Source organism: Bremerella sp. P1 (assembly GCF_028748185.1).
In the GTDB taxonomy this organism is placed as follows: Bacteria; Planctomycetota; Planctomycetia; order Pirellulales; family Pirellulaceae; genus Bremerella.
This window is the reverse complement of the sequence record NZ_CP118164.1, coordinates 6,112,406-6,138,227: the sequence shown is the minus strand read 5'-3', so window position 1 is coordinate 6,138,227 and position 25,822 is coordinate 6,112,406. Positions and strand designations below refer to the sequence as shown.

15 protein-coding genes are annotated in these 25,822 nt (G+C 52.9%); 12 read left to right on the top strand and 3 right to left on the bottom strand.

Features of this window, described 5'->3' with window-relative positions; all coding sequences use genetic code 11:
- Nucleotides 1-15: 15 nt before the first annotated feature.
- The 7 genes from PSR63_RS24875 (at nucleotide 16) to PSR63_RS24845 (ending at nucleotide 10,745) form a co-directional block, all read left to right on the top strand.
- Nucleotides 16-3,069 (top strand): PSD1 and planctomycete cytochrome C domain-containing protein, encoded by a 3,054-nt coding sequence (locus PSR63_RS24875; protein ID WP_274328589.1) that lies wholly within the window; start codon nucleotides 16-18, stop codon nucleotides 3,067-3,069.
- Between the two features lie 24 nt (nucleotides 3,070-3,093).
- The gene (locus tag PSR63_RS24870) at nucleotides 3,094-4,518 is read left to right on the top strand and encodes a DUF1501 domain-containing protein (protein ID WP_274328587.1); all 1,425 of its coding nucleotides are present in this window, start codon (nucleotides 3,094-3,096) and stop codon (nucleotides 4,516-4,518) included.
- A gap of 79 nt (nucleotides 4,519-4,597) precedes the next feature.
- Nucleotides 4,598-5,578: a DUF1559 domain-containing protein gene (locus PSR63_RS24865; protein WP_274328585.1), complete on the top strand. Its 981-nt coding sequence runs from the start codon at nucleotides 4,598-4,600 to the stop codon at nucleotides 5,576-5,578.
- Nucleotides 5,579-5,637: 59 nt separating this feature from the next.
- The gene (locus PSR63_RS24860) at nucleotides 5,638-6,048 is read left to right on the top strand and encodes a hypothetical protein (RefSeq protein ID WP_274328583.1); all 411 of its coding nucleotides are present in this window, start codon (nucleotides 5,638-5,640) and stop codon (nucleotides 6,046-6,048) included.
- Between the two features lie 247 nt (nucleotides 6,049-6,295).
- A complete protein-coding gene (locus PSR63_RS24855) occupies nucleotides 6,296-7,174 on the top strand; it encodes a phosphoenolpyruvate hydrolase family protein (protein ID WP_274328581.1) in 879 nt (292 codons plus the stop codon).
- Nucleotides 7,175-8,398: a Tm-1-like ATP-binding domain-containing protein gene (locus PSR63_RS24850; RefSeq protein WP_274328579.1), complete on the top strand. Its 1,224-nt coding sequence runs from the start codon at nucleotides 7,175-7,177 to the stop codon at nucleotides 8,396-8,398. It begins immediately after the preceding gene.
- A gap of 58 nt (nucleotides 8,399-8,456) precedes the next feature.
- Nucleotides 8,457-10,745, top strand: a complete 2,289-nt coding sequence (locus PSR63_RS24845; RefSeq protein WP_274328577.1) for a sulfatase-like hydrolase/transferase — start codon at nucleotides 8,457-8,459, stop codon at nucleotides 10,743-10,745.
- Nucleotides 10,746-10,941: 196 nt separating this feature from the next.
- Here PSR63_RS24845 and PSR63_RS24840 read toward each other — a convergent pair whose 3' ends face one another.
- Nucleotides 10,942-11,667, bottom strand: a complete 726-nt coding sequence (locus PSR63_RS24840; RefSeq protein WP_274328575.1) for a family 16 glycoside hydrolase — start codon at nucleotides 11,665-11,667, stop codon at nucleotides 10,942-10,944.
- 782 nt (nucleotides 11,668-12,449) lie between these two features.
- Here PSR63_RS24840 and PSR63_RS24835 point away from each other — a divergent pair.
- From PSR63_RS24835 to PSR63_RS24820, 4 genes are all read left to right on the top strand, one after another.
- The gene (locus PSR63_RS24835; RefSeq protein WP_274328573.1) at nucleotides 12,450-13,355 is read left to right on the top strand and encodes a DUF1559 domain-containing protein; all 906 of its coding nucleotides are present in this window, start codon (nucleotides 12,450-12,452) and stop codon (nucleotides 13,353-13,355) included.
- A gap of 56 nt (nucleotides 13,356-13,411) precedes the next feature.
- Complete coding sequence (locus PSR63_RS24830) at nucleotides 13,412-13,840, top strand: hypothetical protein (protein ID WP_274328571.1); 429 nt, start codon at nucleotides 13,412-13,414, stop codon at nucleotides 13,838-13,840.
- 104 nt (nucleotides 13,841-13,944) lie between these two features.
- Nucleotides 13,945-15,603: a sulfatase family protein gene (locus PSR63_RS24825; protein ID WP_274334253.1), complete on the top strand. Its 1,659-nt coding sequence runs from the start codon at nucleotides 13,945-13,947 to the stop codon at nucleotides 15,601-15,603.
- A 634-nt stretch (nucleotides 15,604-16,237) separates the two neighbouring features.
- On the top strand, nucleotides 16,238-20,173 hold the full coding sequence (locus PSR63_RS24820) for a PVC-type heme-binding CxxCH protein (RefSeq protein ID WP_274328569.1): 3,936 nt from the start codon (nucleotides 16,238-16,240) through the stop codon (nucleotides 20,171-20,173).
- A gap of 154 nt (nucleotides 20,174-20,327) precedes the next feature.
- Here the strand turns inward: PSR63_RS24820 and PSR63_RS24815 are convergent, their stop codons facing one another.
- Complete coding sequence (locus PSR63_RS24815; protein ID WP_443111108.1) at nucleotides 20,328-21,821, bottom strand: arylsulfatase; 1,494 nt, start codon at nucleotides 21,819-21,821, stop codon at nucleotides 20,328-20,330.
- A gap of 134 nt (nucleotides 21,822-21,955) precedes the next feature.
- On the bottom strand, nucleotides 21,956-23,806 hold the full coding sequence (locus tag PSR63_RS24810) for a sulfatase (RefSeq protein ID WP_274328566.1): 1,851 nt from the start codon (nucleotides 23,804-23,806) through the stop codon (nucleotides 21,956-21,958).
- Nucleotides 23,807-24,080: 274 nt separating this feature from the next.
- Here PSR63_RS24810 and PSR63_RS24805 point away from each other — a divergent pair, with 274 nt between their 5' ends.
- Nucleotides 24,081-25,538, top strand: a complete 1,458-nt coding sequence (locus PSR63_RS24805) for a sulfatase-like hydrolase/transferase (protein WP_274328564.1) — start codon at nucleotides 24,081-24,083, stop codon at nucleotides 25,536-25,538.
- The last annotated feature ends 284 nt before the right edge of the window (nucleotides 25,539-25,822 follow it).

Genomic DNA, 25,822 nt, shown 5'->3' with positions numbered 1-25,822 from the left:
AAAGGCTCTGAATTGATGAAGTTGATAGGTTCACTACCTAAGACTTTTCTCACATGCTACCTGGGTATCTGCGGTTTAGCGATGTCGGTACCCGAGGCATTCGCTGAGCCCTTCCCCATCGTCGCGGACCGCTTGGATCCATCGACAGAACTTTCTGCTGATTTATCCCCAACTGAAAGTGTCGATGGCTGGCGAGGTGGCTGGAAGCTGTCCCGCATATTGCCCGCAACTTTCGATCCTGCCGCGGATTCACAGTGGCCATCGGTCTTGATTCGAGGCACTGGCGGACGCAATAACCCACTTCGTCGGCAACTGGACCGTGTTTATACGGAAGATGAAGTTTTTGTCGCATTCCGCTTTGTCTATGAACCAAAACGCGTCCGGGGAAGTCCCGACCCGGAGTTCTTCGTGCTGTGGCTCGATCGTACCGAAGGCAGCGATCAGGCCGTACATAACTCAGGAATTCCCAATATCGGCATTCACTTGGCCGACCGCGGCCCGAGCAAAGGGCAGAATGTCTTCATGCTTCGCTTTGGCTCGAGCCATACAGCCTGGAGCCAGCATAAGTTAGAGCCGGGGGAGACTTACCGACTGATTACCCGATTGTCGAAAGAGAAGCCTGGCGACCGCAATGACTTTACTCAAATGGAATTGTGGATCAATCCCCAACCAGAATCGCAAGAGAAACCCCATCTCACAATCAGCGGCCAAGCAGGTCTGCACCAATTTAACTGGGTCGGTTTCGCCACTGGCCTAAAGACAGAACATGACGATCGTATTCGCGTAGGCGACCTGGCGCTCTCTTCTAGCTGGCACGAAGCATTCGACTTTCTAAATGCCAGTGGCCCGGTCAATAACGGAGATCCGTCGAAGCCGAAAGCTGTTTGGAGCCAGACTGTCGATTTCAAGCGGGATGTTTACCCGCTACTTAAGCAACGCTGTTTCGAGTGCCACGCTGGAGAGTTTCCTGACTCAGGGTATCGTCTCGATGTCCGTAGTGAGCTGCTCGGCCATAGCACGGGGCATGCATTGGCGATTCCCGGCAACAGTCGCAACAATCCTTTACTGCAAGCTCTAATGTCCAATTCTGATACCGAAAGAATGCCCCCTGACGGAGAACCATTGTCCGAAAAGCAGGTTGCCATGATTTCAGCCTGGATTGAACAAGGGCTCAGTTGGGACGACGAGTTGCTCCCTGAACCCAAAGTCGAATCGGATCATTGGGCCTTTCACCGGGTGGAACGACCTGAGGTTCCTCAAGTCGAAGGCGTCATCAAAATTAACCCAATTGACGCCTTCCTCACGAAAAGACAACGTGAGATGGGCCTTGTCCCATCGAAGCAAGCGGACCGACGCATTCAGATCCGCCGCCTTTATCTCAACGCACTTGGTTTGCCCCCAACGGAAGAAGAGACCAATACGTTCTTGAAGGACTACGCTCCTGGGGCATACGACAGGCTCGTCGATCGTGTTCTCGCATCTCCCCACGCCGGCGAAAGAACAGGTCGTATGTGGCTTGATCTTGTTCGTTGGGGGGAAAGCGAAGGTCACCAGCACGACATCCCGCGTCCTTTTGCGTGGCGATATCGAGACTACGTCATCGATAGTTTCAACAACAACAAACCCTACGATCAGTTCTTAAAAGAGCAGCTCTCAGGCGACGAACTAAAGAAAGCATCTGATCAAGCTGTGATTGCAACCGGTTTTCTCGCGTCGGCCCGCATTAGCGGCAATCAGATGGACAAAGCCCTTCAGCGGACTGACGTGATGTTCGATATCGTCGACAACACATCCAGCGCCTTGCTGGGGCTGACAATGGAGTGTGCCCAGTGTCATAACCACAAGTTTGAACCTATCTCACAAAGAGACTACTACCGGTTCCTGGCCTTTTTCTCGAAAGGTCAGTTGGGAAATATCCGGCTCCCAAATTCCCACGCTCCTCCGGCCCAAGAAATCGAGCAATGGTTTTCTAAGGGCTCTTACAACTTCTACCTGCGAGAAGCGAAGAAGCTTAAGATCGATCCTGCGGAGTATCCTGCTCATACCTGGGGCTACTATTCGCCGGAGACCGGTCGGGAAGATCTTGAGTACTTGCCAGTCGTGAACCGTTCCCCTCTTCCCTACTCCCCTGACTTTCTCAAGCAGACGGAAACTCACATATTAATTCGCGGCGACGTGAATACCCCCGGATTACGTGTCGAACCTGGTTGGCCAGCCGTACTCGGGACCACTCCGTCGGAACTCGCCCCTACCGCGCGCCAAGCGTTGTCTCAGTGGCTAGGTAGTCGCGCCAATCCATTGGTCGCTCGTGTTTGGGTGAATCGACTTTGGCAAATGTATTTTGGCCGCGGTATCGTCGCGACTCCCAGCGATTTTGGAACCCATGGATCTCTGCCAAGTCACCCGAAGCTGCTCGATTGGCTGGCTGCGGAACTTATGGACAATTCTTGGGACACCCGACACATTCAACGGCTGATTCTAACCTCAGCAGCCTATCAACAAAGTGCAGCCTTCAACGCCGACAACAATGAGATAGACCCCGAGAACATTTTCCTCTGGCGCTGGCCTCAACGACGACTTCAGGCGGAAGCCATTCGTGACTCGCTGCTGGTCGTCACGGGAGAACTCAACCGAGAAGTGGGCGGCCCCAGTATCGCTCCTCATCGTGACGAACAGGAACTTCGTCGAACGATTTACCTTTCCCAAAGACGAAGCGAGCTTCCAGATGTGATGCAGATGTTTGATGCACCGGAGGCAATCCGTAGTTGCCCTGGTCGTGAAACATCGACGGTAGCGTTGCAACCACTCTATCTGCTCAACAATCCTTTTGTCGTGAGACGAGCGCAAACGCTTGCAGATCAAATTGCCAAAGAGGCTGGCAGCGACCGCCAACTTCAGATTGAACTTGCCTTCTCGCGAATCCTTGGACGTTCTCCGACTGAACCGGAGCTTAGTCGCTGCCTGTCCATGCTCCAAACACCTGAAACAACTCCCGCCGGCGAACGACGCAAACTCGCGCAATTGCTTCATGCTTTGATGAACCTCAACGAGTTCGTCTACCTTCCCTAATGCCCTCTCCAGAAAGCTTAGCCCGTGTCTGACATCTCAATGAATCGTCGCGCTCTGTTTCACAGTGCCGGACTCGGCATTGGGGCCATGGCATTGCATTCTCTGCTTCAACACGACTTAGCTTGGGGATCTCCATCGACTGACAAGCACAAGCAACTGCCCCACTTCAAGCCAACGGCCAAGTCCGTGATATTTTTGTTCATGTCCGGGGGGCCTGGGCACGTCGACACTTGGGATCCCAAACCGCAACTCTCAAAAATGGACGGCCAGTACGTGCCGGCGAGTATCGTTGCCAACGTTCCCAACATTCCCCGATCGGGCGTCCACTCGAAGCTAATGGCCTCCCCGTTTCGGTTTAAGCGTCACGGCCAAAGTGGCATCGAGGCTTCCGATCTGTTGCCCCATACTTCGAAGCATGTGGATGATATCTGCGTATTCCGCTCGCTGAATCATCGTATTCCTGTTCATGGTCCCGGCGAGTGCATCACGTTGACCGGCTCAGGATTGGGAGATCGCCCGAGCATGGGCGCTTGGGTGACGTATGGGTTGGGAAGTCCCGCTCAAAACTTGCCTGGTTTCGTGATGCTTTCCTCGAACGAGAACGGCCCAGCCCCACAACGCCCCGGCTGGGCCTCTGGATTCCTGCCAGCCCAATACCAGGGAACCATACTCGATGCCCGGCAAGGTATTCCCTATTCCGAAATGCCTCAGCTCTATTCCGAAAGTGAGCGCCGCCAGCAACTCGAGTTTATCCGCTGGATGAACGATCAGCACCTTGAACAACAAGCTCAGAATTCGGAACTTCAGGCACGGATTGAGTCGTACGAACTCGGCTTTCGCATGCAGATGGAAGCCCCTGAAGTCCTCGAATTGTCTTCGGAAACTGCCGAAACCCAAAAAGCCTACGGCATCCACGAGAAGGCGACGGCGGCATTTGGACGCCAGTGCCTACTCGCTAGGCGCCTGGTGGAACAGGGCGTCCGCTTCATTCAACTACGTAACGGCGGGTGGGACGCTCATGGTTCACTCAAGTCGAATCACGTTGCCCGCTGCAAGGCCACCGACCAGCCGGTTGCCGCCCTCTTGGCAGATTTGAAACAGCGGGGACTGCTTGATGAGACCCTTGTTGTATGGGGCGGAGAATTTGGTCGCACTCCCACAACCGAAGGGACACGGACAGGCGACGCACGGGGACGCGACCACTCACCCGCCGGCTACACAATGTGGTTGGCCGGAGGCGGCATCAAGGGTGGTCAGGTAATCGGTGCGACCGACGAACTTGGTTTCGTCCCCGTTGATCGCCCGTTATCACCACACGATCTCCATGCCACCATCCTGCACACGCTCGGCATCGACCAACATCAACTCATCTACCCGCATAACAACCGCAAGGAGATTCCTACTGTTCTCGGCGGCGAAGTGATTCAAGAAGCACTGAAGTCGGCTTAAACCTCCGACCTACGAACTCATCCATTTATGGGCAAACGGCCTGCTTTTGACCATTCTTACTTTTCCGAGGTCATACATTATGTCAACAAGCAACGGACGGAAGAAAAGGTACTTAGGTTTTACTCTCGTCGAATTACTGGTGGTGATCGCCATTATCGGGATTCTTATTGCCTTATTGCTGCCTGCGGTACAACAGGCGTGTGAGGCGGCTCGGCGCATGAGTTGTCAGGCCAATCTCAATCAGATCGGCATCGCCCTGCATAATTACCACGATGTCTATCAATCCTTTCCGCCAGGCGGCTTCCGATACATGGGCCCATCGCCATCGAGCAACAACGAAAACACCGCGTTTGGTGCTACGTCTCATAGCTTCCTCGTTGCCATCCTGCCGCAGGTTGAGTTCTCAGCGATGGCCGATCAGTTCAACCACATACAAGGGTGGCGCGGAAGACCAAACCGCAGAGTGGTTACAACCGTGCCGCCTGTATACCAGTGTCCCAGTGCCCCGCTGACACATTCGGATCACACTGATGAAACGATCATCGACAACAGCGATGCGGTCATCGGACCAATGTTCGCTGGACACTATGTAGGCAATATGGGGCCGGTTGGTACCGGGTACCAATTGTTTTGCAAGAAGTCATCCGATAGCGGATCTGCTCCCAATTGCGACTCCTTCAATGAAGTCTCGAATCAGGGAGTCCTAGGGGCCAACAGCAAGATTGGCTTTCGCGATGTCACCGATGGTACGTCTAACACCATCATGGTCGGTGAGCTCTCCACGAACGAATATCCCACCGGAGCCCCTGCTCCTCGCGCATGGTCACGCGGATGTGCCGATCACTCGTGCGGCATGAGCAAGAACGTCAAGTTCGGCATCAATATTCAGGGTTTTGTTTCCGGCAACTTCAATAACATGAGTTTCAGCAGTATGCATCCCGGAGGTACCCAAGTGCTGATGGCTGATAGCAGTGTTCACTTTATTTCCGAAAACATCGACATGGACTTGTATTTGGCAACAGCCAGTCGCAATGGAAACGAAGTCGCATCATTCGACTGATGCGTACGTTCGCATCTCAATTGAATGCTGGAATCCTACGCTTTGGTAAGGACCTTAGAATGCCGAGAAATACCCGTGATCATCTTCGCATGGCGGCACTTTCAGTCTTGTTGTTGCCGCTAGTCCTCGGTTGCCAACAAGATGACGGTCCGAAACGCTATGATGTGTCTGGATCGGTTAAATACAATGGCGAACCCGTTCCTGGTGGAGCGATTGTCTTTACTCCAGACAGCCAGAAAGGAAACCGCGGCCCACAAGGAACAGCTCGCATCGTCGACGGTCACTACGACACAGCCCGCGATGGACGTGGCACCGTGGGCGGCCCCCATCACGTGCATGTGATCGCGACCGAATCGACAACTACGGAGGCATCCGAGCTTCAGGGGCCTCTTGCCGAACACACCTTCGAGATTGATCTTCCGCAGGAAGAAACAACGCACGATCTCGATATTCCTGCACAAAGAAGATAGCAAATTCACCGATTCGAATTCTTACCAGGCGTGGAGCGACCACACGCCGCACTTCCGTATTACCAATCCGCATCCCCAAACCCATGGAGTTTGATTCTTCAGGTAAGGACTACATGACCTCGCCTGGGAAGTCGATCGGATCATTTCGCAAGTCTATAATGACGAAAGCGAGCCTATCGCGTTCGTCTCTGATTCAGCATCGAATCAGTTTGATCAGACATACAGAATTCGATAATGAGGTTGTATCGTGCCTAATCCTTGGACGGGAATCGGAAACCCATACACGCGTCAGGAAGTCGTCGATCGGCTCCGTGATTCCTTGGATCGCAATGAACCGATTATCGCCGGAGGAGCGGGTGCCGGGATCAGTGCTAAGTTTCTCGAAAAGGGTGGAATCGACCTGATTATTGTTTACAACTCAGGTCGATTTCGCATGGCCGGTCACGGCTCTACTGCAGGCCTAATGGCTTACGGCGATGCCAATGCCATTGCCATGGAAATCGGCGAGCATGAAGTGCTTCCGATTGTCCAGGAAACGCCCGTTATTTGCGGTGTTCACGCAACCGATCCGCGACGCCGGATGTGGCATTGGCTGCTTCAAGTGAAAGATATGGGCTTCTCCGGCGTGAACAATTTCCCCACGCATACCATCGTCGATGGTGAGTTCCGGCAGATTCTCGAAGAAACCGGAATGAGTGTCGAGAAGGAATTCGAGATGGTAAGGCTTGCCCGCAAGATGGACCTTTTCTCGATCGTATACGTTGGCAGCGCCGCCGAAGCCCGCTCGATGGCCGAAGCTGGCGCCGACGCGCTTGTCGCGCACGTGGGAACGACAATCGGTGGAACGATTGGAGTGGTCGATGCCGCGTGCTCCTTGGAACAAGCCGCTGAACGCACTCAAGAGATTTGTTCCGCCGCGCTGCGTGTTCGGTCTGACATCATCTGCCTGTCGCACGGTGGTCCGATTCTTACCCCCGATGATGCCGCTTATATCAATCAGCATACCGATGCGGTTGGCTTTGTCGGGGCCTCAAGCCTGGAACGGATGGCCTTTGAAGATTCCCTGACCGATTTGACTCGGCGTTTCAAGAGTATTCCTGTTTCCAAGATCGGCTCGGAGGCTTAAGTGGCCGTTATCGCAGTCTTAGGCACCCTCGACACCAAGGGACAAGAGCACAGTCTTGTGGCTGAATGCATCAAGGCACGCGGTCATGAAGCGCTGCTGATCGATGTGGGTTCTGGCGATCCTCCTTCGGTGAGCCCAGGAATTACCCGAGAGGAAGTCGCCCAAGCCGCGGGGCTCGATTTGGGAAGCTTATCTGAACGGCGCGATCGCGGTGAGTGCGTTTCGGCCATGTCGCAGGCCGCGCAGAAGTTCCTTTCGAACCTGGTCAGCGAAGGAAAGATCGACGGCGTGATTTCACTCGGAGGAGGCGGAGGTACAGCGATCGCTACGGCTGCGATGCGAAGCCTTCCGGTTGGCTTCCCCAAGGTGATGGTATCGACGCTGGCCAGCGGTAACACTTCCCACTACATTGGCACGAAAGATATCGTGATGTTTCCGAGTGTGGTCGATGTGGCAGGACTTAATCGAATCTCACGACGGATCTTCGCTCAAGCAGCCGGGGCGGTCTGCGGGATGGTCGAGACCGAAATCGACGTTTCGGCCACCAAGCCGCTGATCGCCGCAAGCATGTTCGGCAATACAACTGAGTGTATTGACCACGCAATCCCGGTTCTTGAAGAAGCCGGATACGAAGTCTTAGTCTTTCACGCCACTGGCACCGGTGGCAAAGCGATGGAGTCCCTGATACACGATGGACTGGTTGATGGCGTCCTCGACGTCACCACAACCGAATGGGCTGACGAACTTATCGGCGGCGTCCTTTCCGCCGGACCTGAGCGACTTAACGCGGCAGCAGAAGCGAGTATTCCAGCCGTGGTTGTGCCAGGCTGCCTGGATATGGCGAACTTTGGCGAGCGGGAGACACTTCCCCCAGAGTTCGAGGGGCGAAATATCTATGTCCATAACCCTCAAGTCACACTCATCCGAACCAACCCTGCTGAGTGCAGCGAGCTTGGTCGCATCATCGCTGAAAAAGTGAATCGTTATTCGGCACCAGTTACCGTACTGCTTCCCCTTCAGGGAGTTAGTGCGATAAGCGCAGTAGGTCAGCCATTTCACGATCCGGAAGCTGACGCAGCCCTATTTGATTCGCTAAGCGAACATCTGTCCCCTTCAGTTCCAATCAAGCGGATCAACGCCAATATCAACGATGCTATTTTTGCTAAGGCCTGTGCTACGGCACTCGTTGCAAACATCAAAGCTCATCAATCCTCCACAACATAAAAAGCCCCAGTCATCGCACTTATCATTTATCTTCGAGAGGACATCTCCCGTGCCACACATGAAACGTTTTCGTGTCTTTCCATTCACAACAGCACGGATGGTCGCGTTGGTGTTTCTGGTGTTTGGATTTCACGGAACACGTCTCCAGGCCGCTTCCGATCAACCGCCCAATATCATCTTCATCTTCGTCGATGATCAAGGTTATTACGACTTGGGCTGCTACGGAGCAAGCGAAGTCAAGACGCCACGAATCGATCGGATGTCGGATGAGGGACTCCGTTTTACCGACTATTATGCCGCGGCGCCGATATGCAGCCCTTCGCGAGCCGGTCTTCTCACAGGCTGCTATCCCCGTCGAGTCGGAAACGAAGTTTGGGTACATCGCGCTGACTCACCTACCGGCATCCACCCAGACGAACTGACGCTTGCCGAACTTCTTCAACAAAACGGCTATGAGACCGCATGCATTGGCAAGTGGCACCTTGGATTTCACGATCCGTTTCTGCCACGAAATCAGGGATTCGATTATTACTTTGGGCTGCTTCACAATCTCGACCCTGTAGAGGCCGTCTACTTCGAGGATCAAGGGGGCGTACCCCTGATGAGAAACGAGAAGATTATCAAACGCCCCGTCGATCCGGCGGAACTCACCAAGCTTTACACCGACGAGGCCATCAGCTTTATCGAGCAGAATCAACAGAGTCCGTTCTTTCTCTATCTTCCGCACACAATGCTTCATAACCCGCTGGGCGTGAGTGAAGCATTCCAGGGCTCGTCTCAATGGGGCGAGTATGGGGACGCAATCCAAGAACTCGACTATAACGTCGGACGGATATTCGATTCGCTGACACGTCTTAAGATTGCTAATAATACGATAGTGATTTATGCCTCGGACAATGGACGAGGTCCAGGACGCACGCCGGAGCAAAGGATCCGCGGACGAAAGCTCTCGACCTACGAAGGAGGAATTCGCGTTCCTGCGATTGCCTGGGGACCTGGCTTGAGGTTGCAGACTGGCGAGGAGACTTCCGCGGTCGTTCGAGCTATGGATTGGTATCCAACCCTCGCCACCTTAGCAGGAATCGAAGTACCCAAGGGTCGCGTTATTGATGGACGAGATATCAGCCCGCTACTAAAAGGTGAAACCAAGGATGTTCCTACTCCCAGCATGAAGAAGTCCTTGAACGCATCGGTGCCTCTGAGACGTCGATGGGATCCTGCTGGCGAATGGTCACCAATCATTCAACGCAACGAATACAACGATGCCTTCTTCTACCACGGCAGCCAAGGGGCCTTGGCTGCCGTTCGTTGGCGGAACTGGAAGCTCTATCTGAATCCTAGCCTCGAACTATTCGATCTTGCGGAAGACCCTGGAGAGACCACGCTCGTCAAAGATGGTGAGATCACGCGAAAACTTCGAGGCATGGCCATTCTGTTTCAGGAAGAAATGCGGCGCGACGCTCGTCCCGCTGGAGAGTCCTATAAGCCGATAGCCAGCGGACGCACGGAGATCTCGCCCCAAGACCTCGACAAATTGGATTCGAAACGCGATGTCACCTACGCCCAGTACGGGGACCGAACCCTGGAGATGGACCTCTTTCGCCCGAAGGGCTCATGGGGAAGTTTACCAGCGGTGATCTGCATTCATGGAGGAGGCTGGGCGAAAGGCAATCGTACGAGCCACGAGAAACTCGCCCAGGCTCTAGCCATTCGAGGGTACGTTACCGCGAACATTTCGTATCGGCTAAGTGGAGAAGCACCCTTCCCGGCAGCGATTCACGATTGCAAGGCAGCCGTGCGGTTCCTCCGAGCGCATGCCGGCGAATATGGTATCGATCCCGATAAGATTGGAGCGATCGGACTTTCCGCCGGCGGGCACCTAACAGCCCTGCTCGCCACTTCTTCAGGCGAAAAACAGCTAGAAGGAGATGGAGGAAATGATAAATTCAGCAGCGCCATTCAGGCAGCCGTGCCCATGGGAGCTCAGACTGACCTACTATCTGAACGCACGAGAGAGATTTCTCAAACTGAAGACCGCGGTCAAATCTGGCGGCAGTTCCTCGGGGGAAGCCAGGAAGAAAAGCCTGATACCTATCGCTTGGCATCCCCGTTTCATTATCTCGATGAGCATGACCCTCCGTGTTGGTTTATCACAGGCGAAGGTGACGATCTAAGCACTCACGCAGGACCGTTTCGCCATCGGATGAAGGAACTGGACACACCGACGGGGCTGACCGTCATCCCAGATGCACCACATCCTTTCCTGGGGAAGCAGGCCTGGTTCGATAACGCTGTCAATAACGCGGACAAATTCTTTCGCCAAGCACTCTCAAGGCAGCATCCCTAAGTAACACGGGATAACTATCTCTTCATGTCTCCCGCGCGACAGATGTTCCGGAGTTGAGATTGATACCATCCTTTCGCTTGTATTGTCCAAGAACACAGCAGGCTCGGATGGGCGTTCAGTTGGTCCTTTTTTCCAACAACTCCGATCGACACCAGCGCGAACAGGACGAGCAGTGTCCGCACCGTAATTTCCATCTCTAGTTTTCAGGCTTGTGGACGGTGAAGTTGTCGAAATCAATCGAGGTGCCAATGACAGTGAAGCCCAGCTTGTTCTTAGTCGGATGGTCAATCCCTGGCGATTTCAAACTGACCTTCTTGTCCCCGTCAAACACCACTGTCATCACATCTTTTTGAATGCGAATCCTGAGATGATGCCACTGACTCCGTTTGATTTGCACGTCGGTTTTCGCCTGGGTTCGCTTCAACAGGGCACTCAACTCCGTCTGCTGCTTTTCAGGCAGATCTTTCGATTGACGCATTTTGCGGACCTCCAGATTCATACTTCCACTCTTGTCGTCTCCGATGCGAATAGTACTCGAGTTCACCGAGGCTCGACAAATGTGACCGGCATGGACGGACTCTTCGTTCTTATCGTCGATGACAAAGTTGAAACTCTTGCCACCTCGAAAGCGGAAATCGAACTGGATGTCGACGTCATCAAAGGGAAACTCGGTTCGAATCACTGTCCCGTGATCCGATTCCGTTTGCTTGCCAATCAATACCCCATCCTTGATGGACCAAGCACCATTCTTAGCCTTTGCAACTGAATAAGCATCTCCGAGAGTCGTCCGACCATTGAAATCGTCGGAGAAGAGCTTCGAGGCTTTATCGCTTTCTGCGGCCTGGCCAACGGACGACCAAAGTAAGATCAGTAAGGCACTGACACATGTCGTAAACAATAAGCTGGGGTGTGAAGACTTCATTTCAACGGGATCCTTATCGATGCGTCGAACCGTGAGGTAAGTCGATGGCGGGTTCAGCGCGAGCTGTCGACGAAGACGAACGTTGCTAGTCACAACAAGTTTCGAACACCGGGTCTATGTTATCCAGAAGAGTGCTTCGAGTATTGGAAAAAGTGATCCGAAGCCGGTGAAATTGTCGAAGGGTGGTGACGCTTGGTACAAACGCGTCGCTAAAGCGGACCGAAAGCCAACGCAATATAATCCCTGTGCGACGCAAGTCATCATGTCTCTCAGAGCAGGATAGATACCGTTCCTGGTAGTATTTTGTGTACACGTAATCGCCTTATTGGGAACTGCGAATTGAACAGGAAAAGCCGTTTGGCAGATTAGGTGGCACAGCCATTTCAGAACCTGCTCATGAGCGTGCACGGTACGACCGCGGTATGACGCGCAAGCAAGCCTTACTGAATGGGACGGTCGAAACGGTTCGCTATCCAATAGGGAAGCGGCCCTTTAGAACAACAATGCATCAACTTTCTCGCCGAATAAACTGACCTATTGCCTTTGCGCTCGCTGTTCCTTGATGTCGTAAATGTACCACTGCGGGGCAGGTTCAGTCCATTTTCTCAGATGTCTATCGTTTTCTCTTTACACATGGCGAATCATTCTCAGAATTGCTGAGATACGACCTACTTGGCTTGCACATCGGGCGTGTGCGACTCGTCGCACACTCGATGTCTGCATGTGTCACTTCTCTCATCATGCTATTCATCCATCTCTCTTTAATCCCTTGGAGTCCGTCCATGAAACATCGATTATCTGGATTCACGCTGGTCGAGTTGCTTGTTGTCATCGCGATCATTGGTGTACTGATTGCTTTGCTTTTGCCTGCAGTCCAACAAGCACGAGAAGCAGCGCGTCGCATTCAATGCAGCAATAACCTGAAACAGCTCGGCCTTGCAATGCATAACTACCACGATACTTTCCTGCAATTTCCCTATGCCCAGTACAACGACGTTCGAGGCAACCTGAGTCATCCCAATCGGGGCACATGGTATCCAACGATCTTGCCATTTGTTGAGCAAACGGCTCTGTATGATCAGCTCAAGCCCTTTTTTGGTAACAAGTCCGCTCCCGACTGGGCAACGCTTGAAATTCGCTCAACCATCGTCGATGCCATGGTCTGTCCTTCGGACCCCAACGGAGGCAAGCAAGGAATCCAAGGACTACAGGGCAACTACGTGGTCAGCGCCGGCTCTACGGACTTCTCTGGTGGTGGAAAGAACCTGAATGGAATTTTTTACGTGCGATCGGCCAACGACTTCGCGGATATTACGGACGGGACATCGAACACACTCATGTTTGGTGAAGTCCTTCAGTCGCCTGCTGTCTTGACCGGTTCCGAGCGAGACTTGACCGCGAATTACTTTAACGGCTACGACATGGAGGTCGCCTTTAGTTCTTATCAAGGGCCTAACACCACTGCTCCAGACGTTGCCTATGGCGGAGGATGTGGTTCTATCCCGCACTCGCCGTGCGTGGACGATTCGGGACAGACTGCCGTCACCTATGCCCGCAGTATGCACCCAGGAGGCGTTCAATTTACCTTGGCCGATGCCTCGGTAAGCTTTATTGCCGAGACGGTCAATATTTCCACATATCGGAACTTAGGCGCGCGAAACGATGGGAATCCACTTGGATCTTATTGATTCGCGGCGAACGGAATTGCGGTTCTACCAACATTCACCGCGAGGCAACGCGGTGAATGTTCTTTGTCAGCCAATATCGGACAATCAAAATGCGCTTCTCACTACTCATCGGATTCATGTTTCTCTCACTACTTTTGGGCTGTGATAGCGGGCCAGCAATTGCTCACGTATCTGGCCAAGTCACCATGGATGGTACACCTGTCGAAATGGGACAGATCTTCTTCGAGCCGATCGGTGGTGATTCCACGATCGGAACAGGAATTATCGCTGACGGCGAGTTTGAGGTGGTCTGTCCCCCAGGCAATTACAAGGTAGTTATCACCGGAACTCGTAAGATTCCGGGCGCGAAACCGATCAGCAATATCCCCGGAGAAGAAATCGACGCCCGTGAATCGATCATTCCTGAGAAATACAATCGCCAAACCACTTTGACAAAAGAAGTTCAACAGGGTGAACAAAGCGTTAATTTTCATTTAGAAAAGTAGTTAGCTACTGCGTTAATAATCCTTGGTTGACCAGTCCCTCTAACAACCTCGGTCCCCTCCCCCGAAATAGATTGTTCAGGCTTGTGATTAGACTAATCCCCATTTTGACAATCGTTGTTTTCTGCAGCATCCTTTCACGCGCCCAATCGGACGACACGCACCCAAACGTCCTTTACATCATGTCCGATGATCATGCGGCCCATGCGATCTCGGCCTATGGGGGCCGGTTGGCTGAGGCCGCCCCAACGCCGAATATCGATCGATTGGCCCGCGAAGGCGCGCTGTTTACAAACGTCTTCTGCACCAACTCGATCTGTTCTCCCTCTCGGGCCTGCGTGCTTACTGGTCAGTACAACCATGTCAACGGCGCGTTCGATTTGGCTGGCTCCGTCAAACCGGGCAAGCAGATGCTCGCTATCGAAATGAAAAAGGCGGGCTACCACACCGCCATGATCGGCAAATGGCATCTCAAAGAAGAACCGGCGGACTTCGAACACTATTGCGTTTTGCCTGGACAAGGCAGCTATCACGACCCGGTATTCTGTGTTCGCGGTGACAAGCCTTGGGGAAAGAACACCATTTCATTCCCAGGCATGCACTCCTCCGATGCCATCACCGATCAAAGTATCGCTTGGCTGAACAACGGATGGGATCGTACTCGCCCGTTCTTTTTGATGCATCATTTTAAAGCGCCTCATGACTACTTCGACAATGCACCTCGCTACGACGACTATCTCGCCGAAGTCGAGATTCCAGAGCCCAAGACACTTTGGCATCGGGGCAGCGATTTTGGTTCCATAGCGACGCGCGGGTCCGATGACGAGTTGATTCCACATATCGGAACTTCCATCGGCAATCGCAATCCTCGTCGCTCTTACTTGATTGATTTGCCGCAAATCTATCCGAAGGAATTTCCCGAAAACTACGATCCAGAAGACTACACGGACGAACAGAATACACGCCTGGCTTACCAGGCCTACCTGCGCAAATATCTTCGTTGCGTGAGGGGAGTTGATGATAACTTGGGACGCCTGTTCGCCCAGTTAGAAGAAATCGGCCAGTTAGACAATACGATCATCGTCTACACGAGTGACCAAGGCTTTATGCTGGGCGAACACGACTATCAGGACAAACGTTGGATGTTTGAAGAGTCGCAGCGGATGCCATTCCTTGTTCGCTACCCATCGGCTATCAAGGCCGGGTCTCGAATTGACTCGTTAGTCGAGAATGTCGACTTTGCTCCGACGCTACTTGAGTTTGTCGGAGCGGATGCCCCGGAGACGGTTCAAGGTCACTCTTTCAAAACGATCGCAATGGGTGGTGATGAGCCCCAAGACTGGCGCAAGGCAGCCTACTACCGGTACTGGATGCACATGGCACACCACGACAATCCAGCCCATCTCGGCATCCGCACCAAGAAATACAAGCTGATTTACTACTATGGCTGCAACTACGAAGGCGGCTACCCAACACCACCAGGCTGGGAGCTCTATGACTTGGTGAACGATCCAAACGAAACTCGCAACTTGATCGATGACCCTGAACTGCAAGAGACGGTTGCCTCGCTCAAGTCGCTACTTGCCGAGACGCGGAAAGCGGTTGGAGACGACGGATCGCACTATCCAGACTGCGAAAAGGTGGTTCAGGAGTTCTGGGACTACGATGCCAAGGACCGAACGAAAGCCGTCGAGATCTCACATGAATACTTGAAGCGTCGAAAAGAAGAACTCGACGCAGGTAAACGCAACATTCGCACTTGGTAGAACTTGCAGAGCATCTTCGAAGCCACCCTGCTCAGTTCTACGCATGCCTGAGAAGCCGGCGTTCGGTTCATCCCACGACGCAGGAAACACTTTCGCCACAACCCGCCAAAGACAAATTACCGAGTGACCAACGGTAGCCACGCCGGAAGGATAAGGGTTTCGCGTACTTGTTGTCACAACAGAGCCAGCCACGTCTATCGATCAATAAGCCTGCCCATTCGGAATCAATTTGGTCACGCACTTGCGGGTAGCAGAATAGGGTATTTCATGCTGTCTGCTTACCTATCATGCAAAAAAGAGGATCCCCAAAAGCACTTCGGATGTCGCATTTTGACAATTTGCTGAAGATCGAAGGACAACTATTTGTGAAAGGGACAGACTCTCGATAGTTTAGAAATCCTGAGGTTTCGATTATCATTTCCCTAAAGTCCTTACCATACTTGTTTTGCGTACGCATTGATGCTTAGCCCTGGCCAACATCCTTCCCAGCATATTCCTCGGCATCCTGATCAATGATACGAACTTAGCGCACTTGTACGATTCTTGTTCGCTTGACCCCGCACAAAACACTGAATTGGTCTACGATTGATCAATTCGCGACCTATTTCCGTTTACATCCCCAATGAATGTATCCATGAAACGTTTTACCCTGTTGGCCTGTCTGCTTTTGGCGGTGTCTACCCTCTTGTCTAGCTTCCGCTTGAGCGAATCGGCCGAAAAAACGGACGCTCCTGAGGTCATTACCACCATCACGGGTCAAGAGGCTCAACAGAAGAAACAGGAACGGCCGACCTATCTGCAACCCACACCAGTCGAGGGCCCGGCTCCCTCAACGTCTTTGCCCTTGGAAGTGAAACCGGGTGAAACGTTGGTGTTCATTGGGAACGCACTTGCCGAGCGTATGGAGCACCATAACTACTTTGAAACGTTGCTACACAAAGAGTTCGCTCCCAAGCACATTACCTTCCGCAACATGGGCTTTCCAGGACACACGCCTGCGTATCGCCCAGAGGCTGGTAATAACGACCCGTGGGCTTTCCCCGGTGGCGAAAAGTTCCGCCCTGAAATCCGGGCCCACCTTGGTATTGGTCATTATCCGAAACCTGATGAATGGCTCACCATCGTTCAGGCGAGCACGATCGTTGCCTTTTTCGGATTCAACGAATCGTTTGATGGCCCAGAAGGTGTCGAGAACTTCAAGAACGAACTGCGGGCGTTCGTCGATCACACGCTGTCGCGAAGCTACGAACAGGATGGCAAGCAGCCTCCTCGACTAGTCTTGGCTACCCCAATTGCCATGCAACAACTTGATACGTTTGCGCTTCCCGATGCAACTAACCGCAACGAGATTCTTCAACAGTATGCTCAGGCTGTCCTCGATGTTGCCCGAGAGAAGAAGGTTGCGGCCGTCGACCTGTTTACTCCTACCTTGCAGTGGTTCGCCAACAGCGACGCGCCGCTGACGATCAACGGCGTTCACCTTTCCGAAGAAGGTTACGAGGCGTTAGCACCTCTGTTGATGGAGAAGCTCTTCGGCCAGACCACGTCGGTATCTGATGCAGACAAATTGCTCCGATCCGCTGTGGCGGATAAAGCCTGGTTCTGGCGAAACGACTACCGCATGCTCAATGGAGTCCATGCTTACGGGCGACGTTGGGCCCCATACGGCAACTTCAACTACCCAGAAGAAATTGAGAAGATCCGCCAAATGACGGTTCTTCGCGACCGCAATATCTGGGCAATTGCACAAGGCAAGTCATCGACGATTGAAGTGGACGACTCGCTTACACGTGCACTTTCCCCTGTCGAAACGAACTACCAGGTAAGCGCGAAGAATGGAAACCTGGAATACCTCAAGTCGGAACAAGACGCACTCAAGACATTCGACCTACCGGAAGGATACGAGGTATCGCTGTTTGCCTCAGAACAACAGTTCCCTAACCTCGGCAATCCCTGCCAGATGCGGTTCGATAATCAGGGGCGTTTGTGGGTGTCGACTCTCATCAGCTACCCGCACTACCAACCTGGCGATCCCAAGCCGAACGATATGATCTTGATCTACGAAGACACGGACGGGGACGGTCGCGCCGACAAGGAAACGGTTTTTGCTCAGGGACTGCACATGCCAATTGGTTTTGAATTGGCGCCTGAAGGGGTATACCTTTCGCAAGAACCATTCTTGATGTTGCTAAAAGACACCGACGGGGACAGCCAAGCCGACAAGACTGAGTACCTACTCGATGGCTTTGATCCACACGATACGCACCATGCCATTTCTGCTTTCGATGTTGACAATGGAAACGGCATCTTCATGTGTGAAGGACGATTCCTCCATTCACAAGTCGAAACTCCGTGGGGACCGCAGCGGATGACCGACGGCGGTGCCTGGCGGTTTGATCCCCATTCATGGAAGGTGGAACGCGTCTTCCAGTCGGACGTGAACAACCCCTGGGGAGTTGCCCACGACGAGTATGGGCAGAGCTATTTGAACGATGCCTCGGGCGGTGATCAGTATTGGATGCTGGGCAATTCCATCAAGATGCCGCATTCGATGGAGATGGAGAAGGTCTCGAAGTTTAACTACGAGCACCACGCACGCCCTACTTCGGGATCGGAATTCATATACTCCCGTCATTTCCCCGACGAGGTACAGGGAGACTACCTGTACTGCAACTCGATTGGTTTCCTCGGGATCAAAGAGTACAAGACGGTCGAAGACGGTCCGGAGATCAAAGGCCAATTCCGTCAAAACTTGATTCAGTCGTCAGACGGCAATTTCCGACCGTGCGATCTCGAAATTGCTCCGGATGGAAGCCTCTACTTTGTCGATTGGCATAACACGCTCATTGGTCACATGCAACACAGTGCCCGTGACCCGCTGCGCAATTCGGAATATGGCCGAATTTATCGAATTACCTATCCCGAACGTCCCTTGGTCGATCCTCCCCAAGTTGCTGGCGCGAGCCTTGAAACACTGTTCAACAACTTCAAGCTTCCTGAACTGAATGCCCGCAAGCGTTCTCATCGTGAACTTCGCGGTCGCAACAAAGACGAAGTACTCGCCTTCGCGACCAAGTTCGCCGCCGAAAACCAAGACAACGAACGACTCGTGCTGGAAGCACTTTGGGCAACTTGGGGGCAACAAGAGCCCTCGGTGCAACTTCTCCAAGCGTGCTTGTCGGCCAAAGATCATCGGGTTCGTTCGGCGGCGGTTCGCGTTGTGCGCCACTGTCTGCACTTGTTAGATGATCCGAAGCAGTACTTGTTACCAGCGGCGAAAGATCAACACCCACGTGTTCGTTTAGAAGCACTTTCCGCAGCGTCATGGCTCGGCGGGAATGATGGCGCAGAAATCGCATTGGTTGTTGCATCGCAGCCAACCGATCGATGGATTCGCAACTCGCTCAATGCCGCGATGTATTCTCTGAAGCCAGAAGCGGAAGCCTTGTTGGCCAGCGGGACGATCCACGACTACGATCTTTCCGTAGAGGTCGACACACTGCTGAGCAGTAAGCTTGAAGGGGCTCTTAAACCGAAGGACTATCGCTCGAAGTCAGCGAAGTTCGCGGACAAGCAGTTTAAGAAGCACTATGAAATTGGGCAAAGAGTGTTTCTGGAAGAAGGCTCCTGCAATACCTGCCATCGAGATCATGGCCAGGGCGTGGCACGTATCTATCCGCCTCTTGCCGGTAGCGAATGGGTAAATGGCGACCCGGATCGATTGATCAAGCTGACGCTTCACGGCGTATGGGGCAAGATTCAGGTCAAAGGTAAAGTTTACGAGCCAGGCGGCGGTGTCCCTCCGATGACGGCCATCGGCAACATGTTTACCGATGCCGAGATCACGGCAGTACTGAATTACGTCCGCAGCAGTTGGGGTAATGATGCTCCGATCATCAAACAAGAGGATGTGGAACGCATCCGCAAGGAAACCAGCGACCGCCGTAAATTCTACAGTCCGGAAGAATTGCTCAAAATGCATCCATTCCCCGAAGGAGCTCAGCCTGCTTTGGCGGAAGACATGCCCACGTCATCCAAACTGGAACAAGAGCTTCGCTCGGAACCTCTCGAGCAGCTCGTCGTCCAAGCATGGAAGTCAGGAGACCCCGTAAAGGGAGCTCAGCTGTTCTATAGCGAGAAAGTCGCCTGTGCCACCTGCCACGATGTCTCCCAAGGCTACCAAATGGGCCCAGAGTTGACAGCGGCCAGAAAGGATGCCACGGAACAACATCTGCTCAAATCGATTCTCAATCCCTCGGCCGATATCCTGGATGGATATCGCTCGGTAACCGTGCTGACCATTGACGGTGTCGCGGTCTCTGGCTTTCTCATCAAGGAAGCTGAGGAGAAGATTACTCTACGTATTCCAGCTGACGCAGGTCGGGATCGTGAAATCCTTCTCGACGATGTTGAGGACATGATGGTATTGAAGAATTCGACCATGCCTGAGGGCATCGCAAATCAGCTGGAGAATCGCCAGGCCTTCTTGGATCTCGCAAGGTTCGTCTTAGAAGTCAACAAGGGCGGCAAGAAGAGGCTGAAGGAACTTAAGAAGGAAGCGGGGAAATAATCCTAGTACCAGTCTCCGTTGTTAGTCCGATCGATCATGCAGAAAGCGACCTCTGGAATGCCACGTCGCTTTCTAACACGATCTGACTGCGCAATCTCAAATCGCTGATTTGCCCGCTTGAGGATTGGCCTCGACGAGTGGGATCAATTCGCAGTCAGTTTTGCGTTGCCTCACTTAAGAACTTTGTTCTCAGCTGGTCCCAGCGGGATACCATCGCTTTGACGCGTTCTAGCTCGGCTTCTGATAAGTCCTGTTGTTCCGCACGATCCGTTGAAAGGTCATACAAAGACCACTTCACCTTGTATATGTCTTCCTTTTCGACGCCTCGCTTACCGGCATTTACATCGTCGGCGTAAACGATCTTCCAATCACCCTGGCGAAGCGCGCGATTGCCTTCGTGATAGAACCACAGTACATCGTGCACGACGGCCCCGTCTTTCAATAGAGCCTGCTTTAGGCTCTTACCGCTCATCGAGATCCCCTGCGTTACTTCAGCCTTGACACCTGCGAGGTCGAGAATGGTTGGCGCAATGTCAATCACATGCGCGACACTTGATCTGAATTCGTTCTTAGCTTTGATACCGCCAGGCCAGTGAACGATAAATGGTGTTGAGATACCTCCTTCGTGTACCCATGTCTTATGGCGACGAAATGGCGTGTTGGCTGCGCTGGAAAATCCGGGACCCAAACACAAGTACGTCTCGGCCGATCCCATCGCCGCCGTAGGATCATGACCGTCGCCCCGAACCATAATCTCAGCACTTGCACCATTGTCGGAAAGAAAGCAAATGAAAGTCTCCTCCATTGCATTCATGCTTCTCAGTTGATCCAGAATACGACCAATCTCGCGATCCATACGATCGATCATGGCCGCGTGGATCGACATCTTCATCGCTTGGAATTCTTTCTGCTCCGCGGTTAGGTCATTCCATGGTACGGGACGATTGACTTCTCCTGATCCAAGTTGCTTGATCTGATCGGGAAACGCATACGGTGGTCCCACCTGCGGTTCGAGGGCCGACAATTCCGCGACATCGAGCCCGAGTTCCTGCTGTCGTTCATGTCGCTCCTTGCGTAGGACGTTCCAACCTTGCGTGTAGCGGTCGCGATACCGCGCGATGTCTTCAGGCAACGCGTGTAGCGGGAAATGGGGAGCACGAAACGCAACGTAGGCGAAAAAGGGTTTGTCTGCGTACTCCGATGCGTGTTCCTTTAAGCACTCGATTGCGAAGTCCGCCGTTTCGATGGTTTCGTAATAGCTGGGGTCACGAGACTTTTTCTTGGTCGTTTCAAAAAAACCAGGACCACGCGTCGTCGGATTGGACAGGTCAAAACCATTCTTAGTGGGTTCTCCATCGATATGCCATTTACCCGAATGGTACGTTCGGTAGCCGGCTGGCTTCAGATAGTCGGCAATCGTCTTAGCCCATTCAGGTCGCTTTCCCCGTCCACCGAAATTCCGAGGGGCCCCAGGCATACCATCGCGGCGAATCTGTTGCGGATAGTAGCCGGTGACCAGAGCTGACCGCGTCGGCCAACAGCGGGCCGTATTATAGAACTGGGTAAAACGAAGTCCGCCCGCGGCTAATTGATCCAAATTGGGCGTTGCAATCTCACCTCCATAGCAACCTGCGTCCGAGTAGCCCATGTCATCGGCGATAATCACTAAGAAATTCGGACGATCGTTTGCCAGCGTATCGCGAGCAGATAACAACAGGAAGAGGAAAAGCCAGAGTCGTACCCAAGTACTAGCGGAATGAAAGGTGGTAATTATCCCTAAGTTCATTGAAAGCTCCACTTGTAAATGAGGACGTCATCTTCATTCGTCAGTCTTAGTTCCGATATGACAACTTTGCCACTGCCCCGCGATGGATCAATACGGATTCCCAGTAGCGGACTGGTCGGCTTAAGCACGATGGAATACTCATGGGCTTGACCGTCGTGCGTGACATCGAAGATGTGACTACGTTCAGCCTTAAAGAAGTTCGCATCCTTCTCTCGCCAATACACTTGGCCACTCCCGACCGATTCTGACGCCATGGTGACATGTAGTTTCACTGGCGATAGCTTGGTCGCACGGGGAAGCCCGAAGCTAAGAAATGGATCTCGGCCGGTACTTTCAACCACAAGGCTCTCCTTCGTAACTGTTAAGCTCGCCGTACCGCCAGGCACCCAACCAGCAACAGGTTTTGATCTCTTCTTAGGCTTTGCACTACCTTGGCTGCGCTCGAATTTCTTGGCAGGCACCCCTTCTCTTGCCGGGTCATACTGCTTTGGATCAAAATGCCGATTCGGCTGCGGAGTAGTCGCTGCCGCTGCAGTTAGGTGACCTTCAATTAGCTTATCCAGTTCCCGAACTTTATCCTCATAAAGCTCAGATACGTCGCTCTGCTCACCGCTGTCTTCGGAGAGATTGAATAGTTTGTAGCGATGTTCGCCTTTCTCTCCGCTGTGAAAAATGCGGATTAGCTTCCAGTCGCCTTGATGAACACTAATTGATGGTGGAATCCAATCAGGCACCGGTGGGTTGTGCGGAAAGTATGTAAAGATGCCGTCTCTCTCGATGTTTCCACCTTGTAAAACAGGCAATATGCTGATTCCGTCAAACTGCTGTTGCGAGTCAGGCTTGATATCAAGCATCTCGAGAAGCGTTGGATAGTAATCCATGCTTTGAATGATGACATCGCTTTGGGACGCTTTTTCTACTTTGCCTGGCCAAACAACAATCGCAGGCGTACGAACGCCCCCCTCGTACATGGTCGCCTTTCCGCCGCGAAGGGGGCGATTATTGGTTGGCCATTCGCCATCGACCACACTGTAACAGTTGCCTCCATTATCAGAGGCGAAAATGATGATCGTGTTGTCAGCGATCCCCAGGCGATCCAGTTCTTCCAGCAAGGTACCGACCGCGTCATCCATGCTTTCGATCATTGCGGCATAGGTTGGACAACGCTGTTCATCTTCGGGATCAACGAGACCGCGATATTTTTGGATCAGCGATTTCTTCGCATCGAATGGAGCATGCACACTGAACATCCAATAGTTCAGAAAGAAGGGTTCGTCGCGGTGCTTTCGAATGAACTTAACGGCCTCTTGGGCCATACGATCTTCAAGATGCTGGTCGGGAACCTCTGGATCGTGATCAAAGTCCGGAAACTTCCAGGGGGCAACATAGCTGCCGGCTGGACCCGGGCCATGCCAATGCGGAACGTCGACGTCAAAACCATGCTCTAAGGGTGAGTACGGGGAGGGACCAAGGTGCCACTTCCCGAAGTGCCCGGTCGCGTATCCCGATGCCTTGAGAGTCTCTGCAAGTGTCGTGTACGAGGGAGGTAAACGAGTGACGGAATCAGGTTGAATAGCCTGCTGATTGGCTGGAGCCATAGCTTTGAGTTCCGGCTTCAAGCGTACGATAGGCAGGTGACAAGTGGGCGAGGTGATACCATGCCGAGCTGGAGCAAGACCTGTTAGTATGCTGGCTCGTGTTGGTGAGCAAAGCGGACTGGCCGAATAGGCTCGCGTAAACGTCATTCCGCGCTGCGCAAGCTTCTGGATATTCGGCGTTTGGTAGAAGTTCGTCGTTCCGAAAAGAGACGTATCACTCCATCCCAAGTCGTCTGCCAAGATAAACACGACATTCGGTTTTCTCGCCTGGGTTACTTCGCGTTCGTTTGCGTTCGCGCGAGAAACTGCGAAACACATCAATGCGCAAACAGGGACCCAGAGGAATGGTCGAATCATGGCTCTACTACGAATATACTTGTTAGCAGGAACAACTTAGAAAGATTTTAAGCTAAGAACTGCCACTGTCCCAAACTATTCCCCCAGAACGAAAACGTTGTGACGAGGACTTCGTCGCACGCTCGGCAGGTTGGCCAGCATAAACACCCCATTCGGAAAAATGTAGATGACCTACAACAGCCTGTCTTTTATCACCGTACTGACGCTCGTGGCATTGGCACCAAGTAGCCAAGTTCTCTTAGCTGCTGAACCATTGGCGAAGCCAAACATTCTGATTATCTTCGCCGATGACCTTGGCTACGGCGACATTCGAGCTAACAACCACGAAAGCAAGATCCCAACACCCAATCTGGACCAATTCGCAAGTCAAGGTATGCGGTTTACGGACGCCCATGCTCCCGCAGGCTGGTGCACACCGAGCCGGTATGGCTTGCTGACAGGAACCTATCCATTTCGATGCAATCGCATCAATAAATGGCGAGATATGCCGGTTATCGAAGAGGAGCAGCTGACGCTTCCCGAAATGCTACGTACGGCTGGCTATACGACCGGCATGGTGGGAAAGTGGCACCTTGGCTTTGAAAACAGCAAGAACCCGAAGTTTGACGAGCCGCTTCGTGGCGGACCGATGGACCGTGGTTTCGACCACTTCTTTGGGATTTACACCTCCTTGGACTTTTCGCCTTACTACTATATCGAAGGACGCCAGCTCGTCGCCGAACCGACGCGACACATTGAGAGCCGCAACGATACGCGTGAACACCTCACCAATATCCAAGGAGAGTTTTATCGCGGTGGTCCCATTGCCCCTGGCTTCCGAATCGACGGTGTACTCCCTCGCTTTCGTGAACAAGCGATCAGCTATCTGGAGAAGCAAGCTCGAAGCGACAGTGAAAAGCCGTTCTTTCTGTATCTTGCACTAACGGCACCACACACTCCATGGCTACCACTTGAAGAATTCCAGGGAAAGAGCAATGCCGGTACGTACGGAGACTTTGTCGTCCAGGTCGACTCGTTGGTCGGTGACGTGATGCACACGCTGGATCGTTTGGAGATGGCAGACGACACACTCGTCATCTTCACGAGTGACAATGGTCCTGTCTGGTACGAGAAGGACACTGAAAGATTCGGCCACTCGTCGACAGGGCCTTACCGAGGAATGAAGAAGGATCTCTGGGAAGGAGGGCATCGGATGCCGTTTCTCGTTCGATGGCCAGCCGCGGTAAAGCCAGGCGCCGTGAGCGATCATCTCTTCTCCTTTACAGACATCATGGCAACAGCCGCATCCATCGTTGGCCATCCAATGCCAGAGGGTGCCGGTCCAGATAGCATCGACCAATCTTCGGTCCTGCTCGGCCAAGCTAAAACGTCGCCACGTACCGAATTGATTATCGGCGAATCTGCCCCGCTCGCCATTCGAGACGGTAAGTGGAAGTTCATCCCTTCGGCCTGGGCAAATGGATTCACCCCGAAGCCACCGAAAGACGTATTACAAGCTCTCCCTCCGGTCCAGCTTTACAACCTTGAGGAAGATCCGTCGGAGCGGAACAATCTACATGGAAAGCTTCATGACTTGGTGAAGCAGCTCGAGCAGAAGATCCCCCGCCTGACGGCCAACAACTGACGTGCCTGCCACGTGTGAAGAAGTGAGACCAGCACTTGCTCCGAATCGACTGCATCGCGCATTGGAAGGATTCGTCCGGACCAACTCTCCCTTCCTTCTCACACTCTGTGGAATACCCATATTTACGCTGCATCAACTGCCTTGTTGAAACTTGCGGTTTGGCCAGCAACGCATTGCCTTCGTGAAACGGGAAACTCTCACTCTGGCTTCCAGATCCACTCTTAAGGCCAGATCCCGACCATAAAACCCACCTGTTCCAATATTTCTTGAATTTTCGGGAAAAC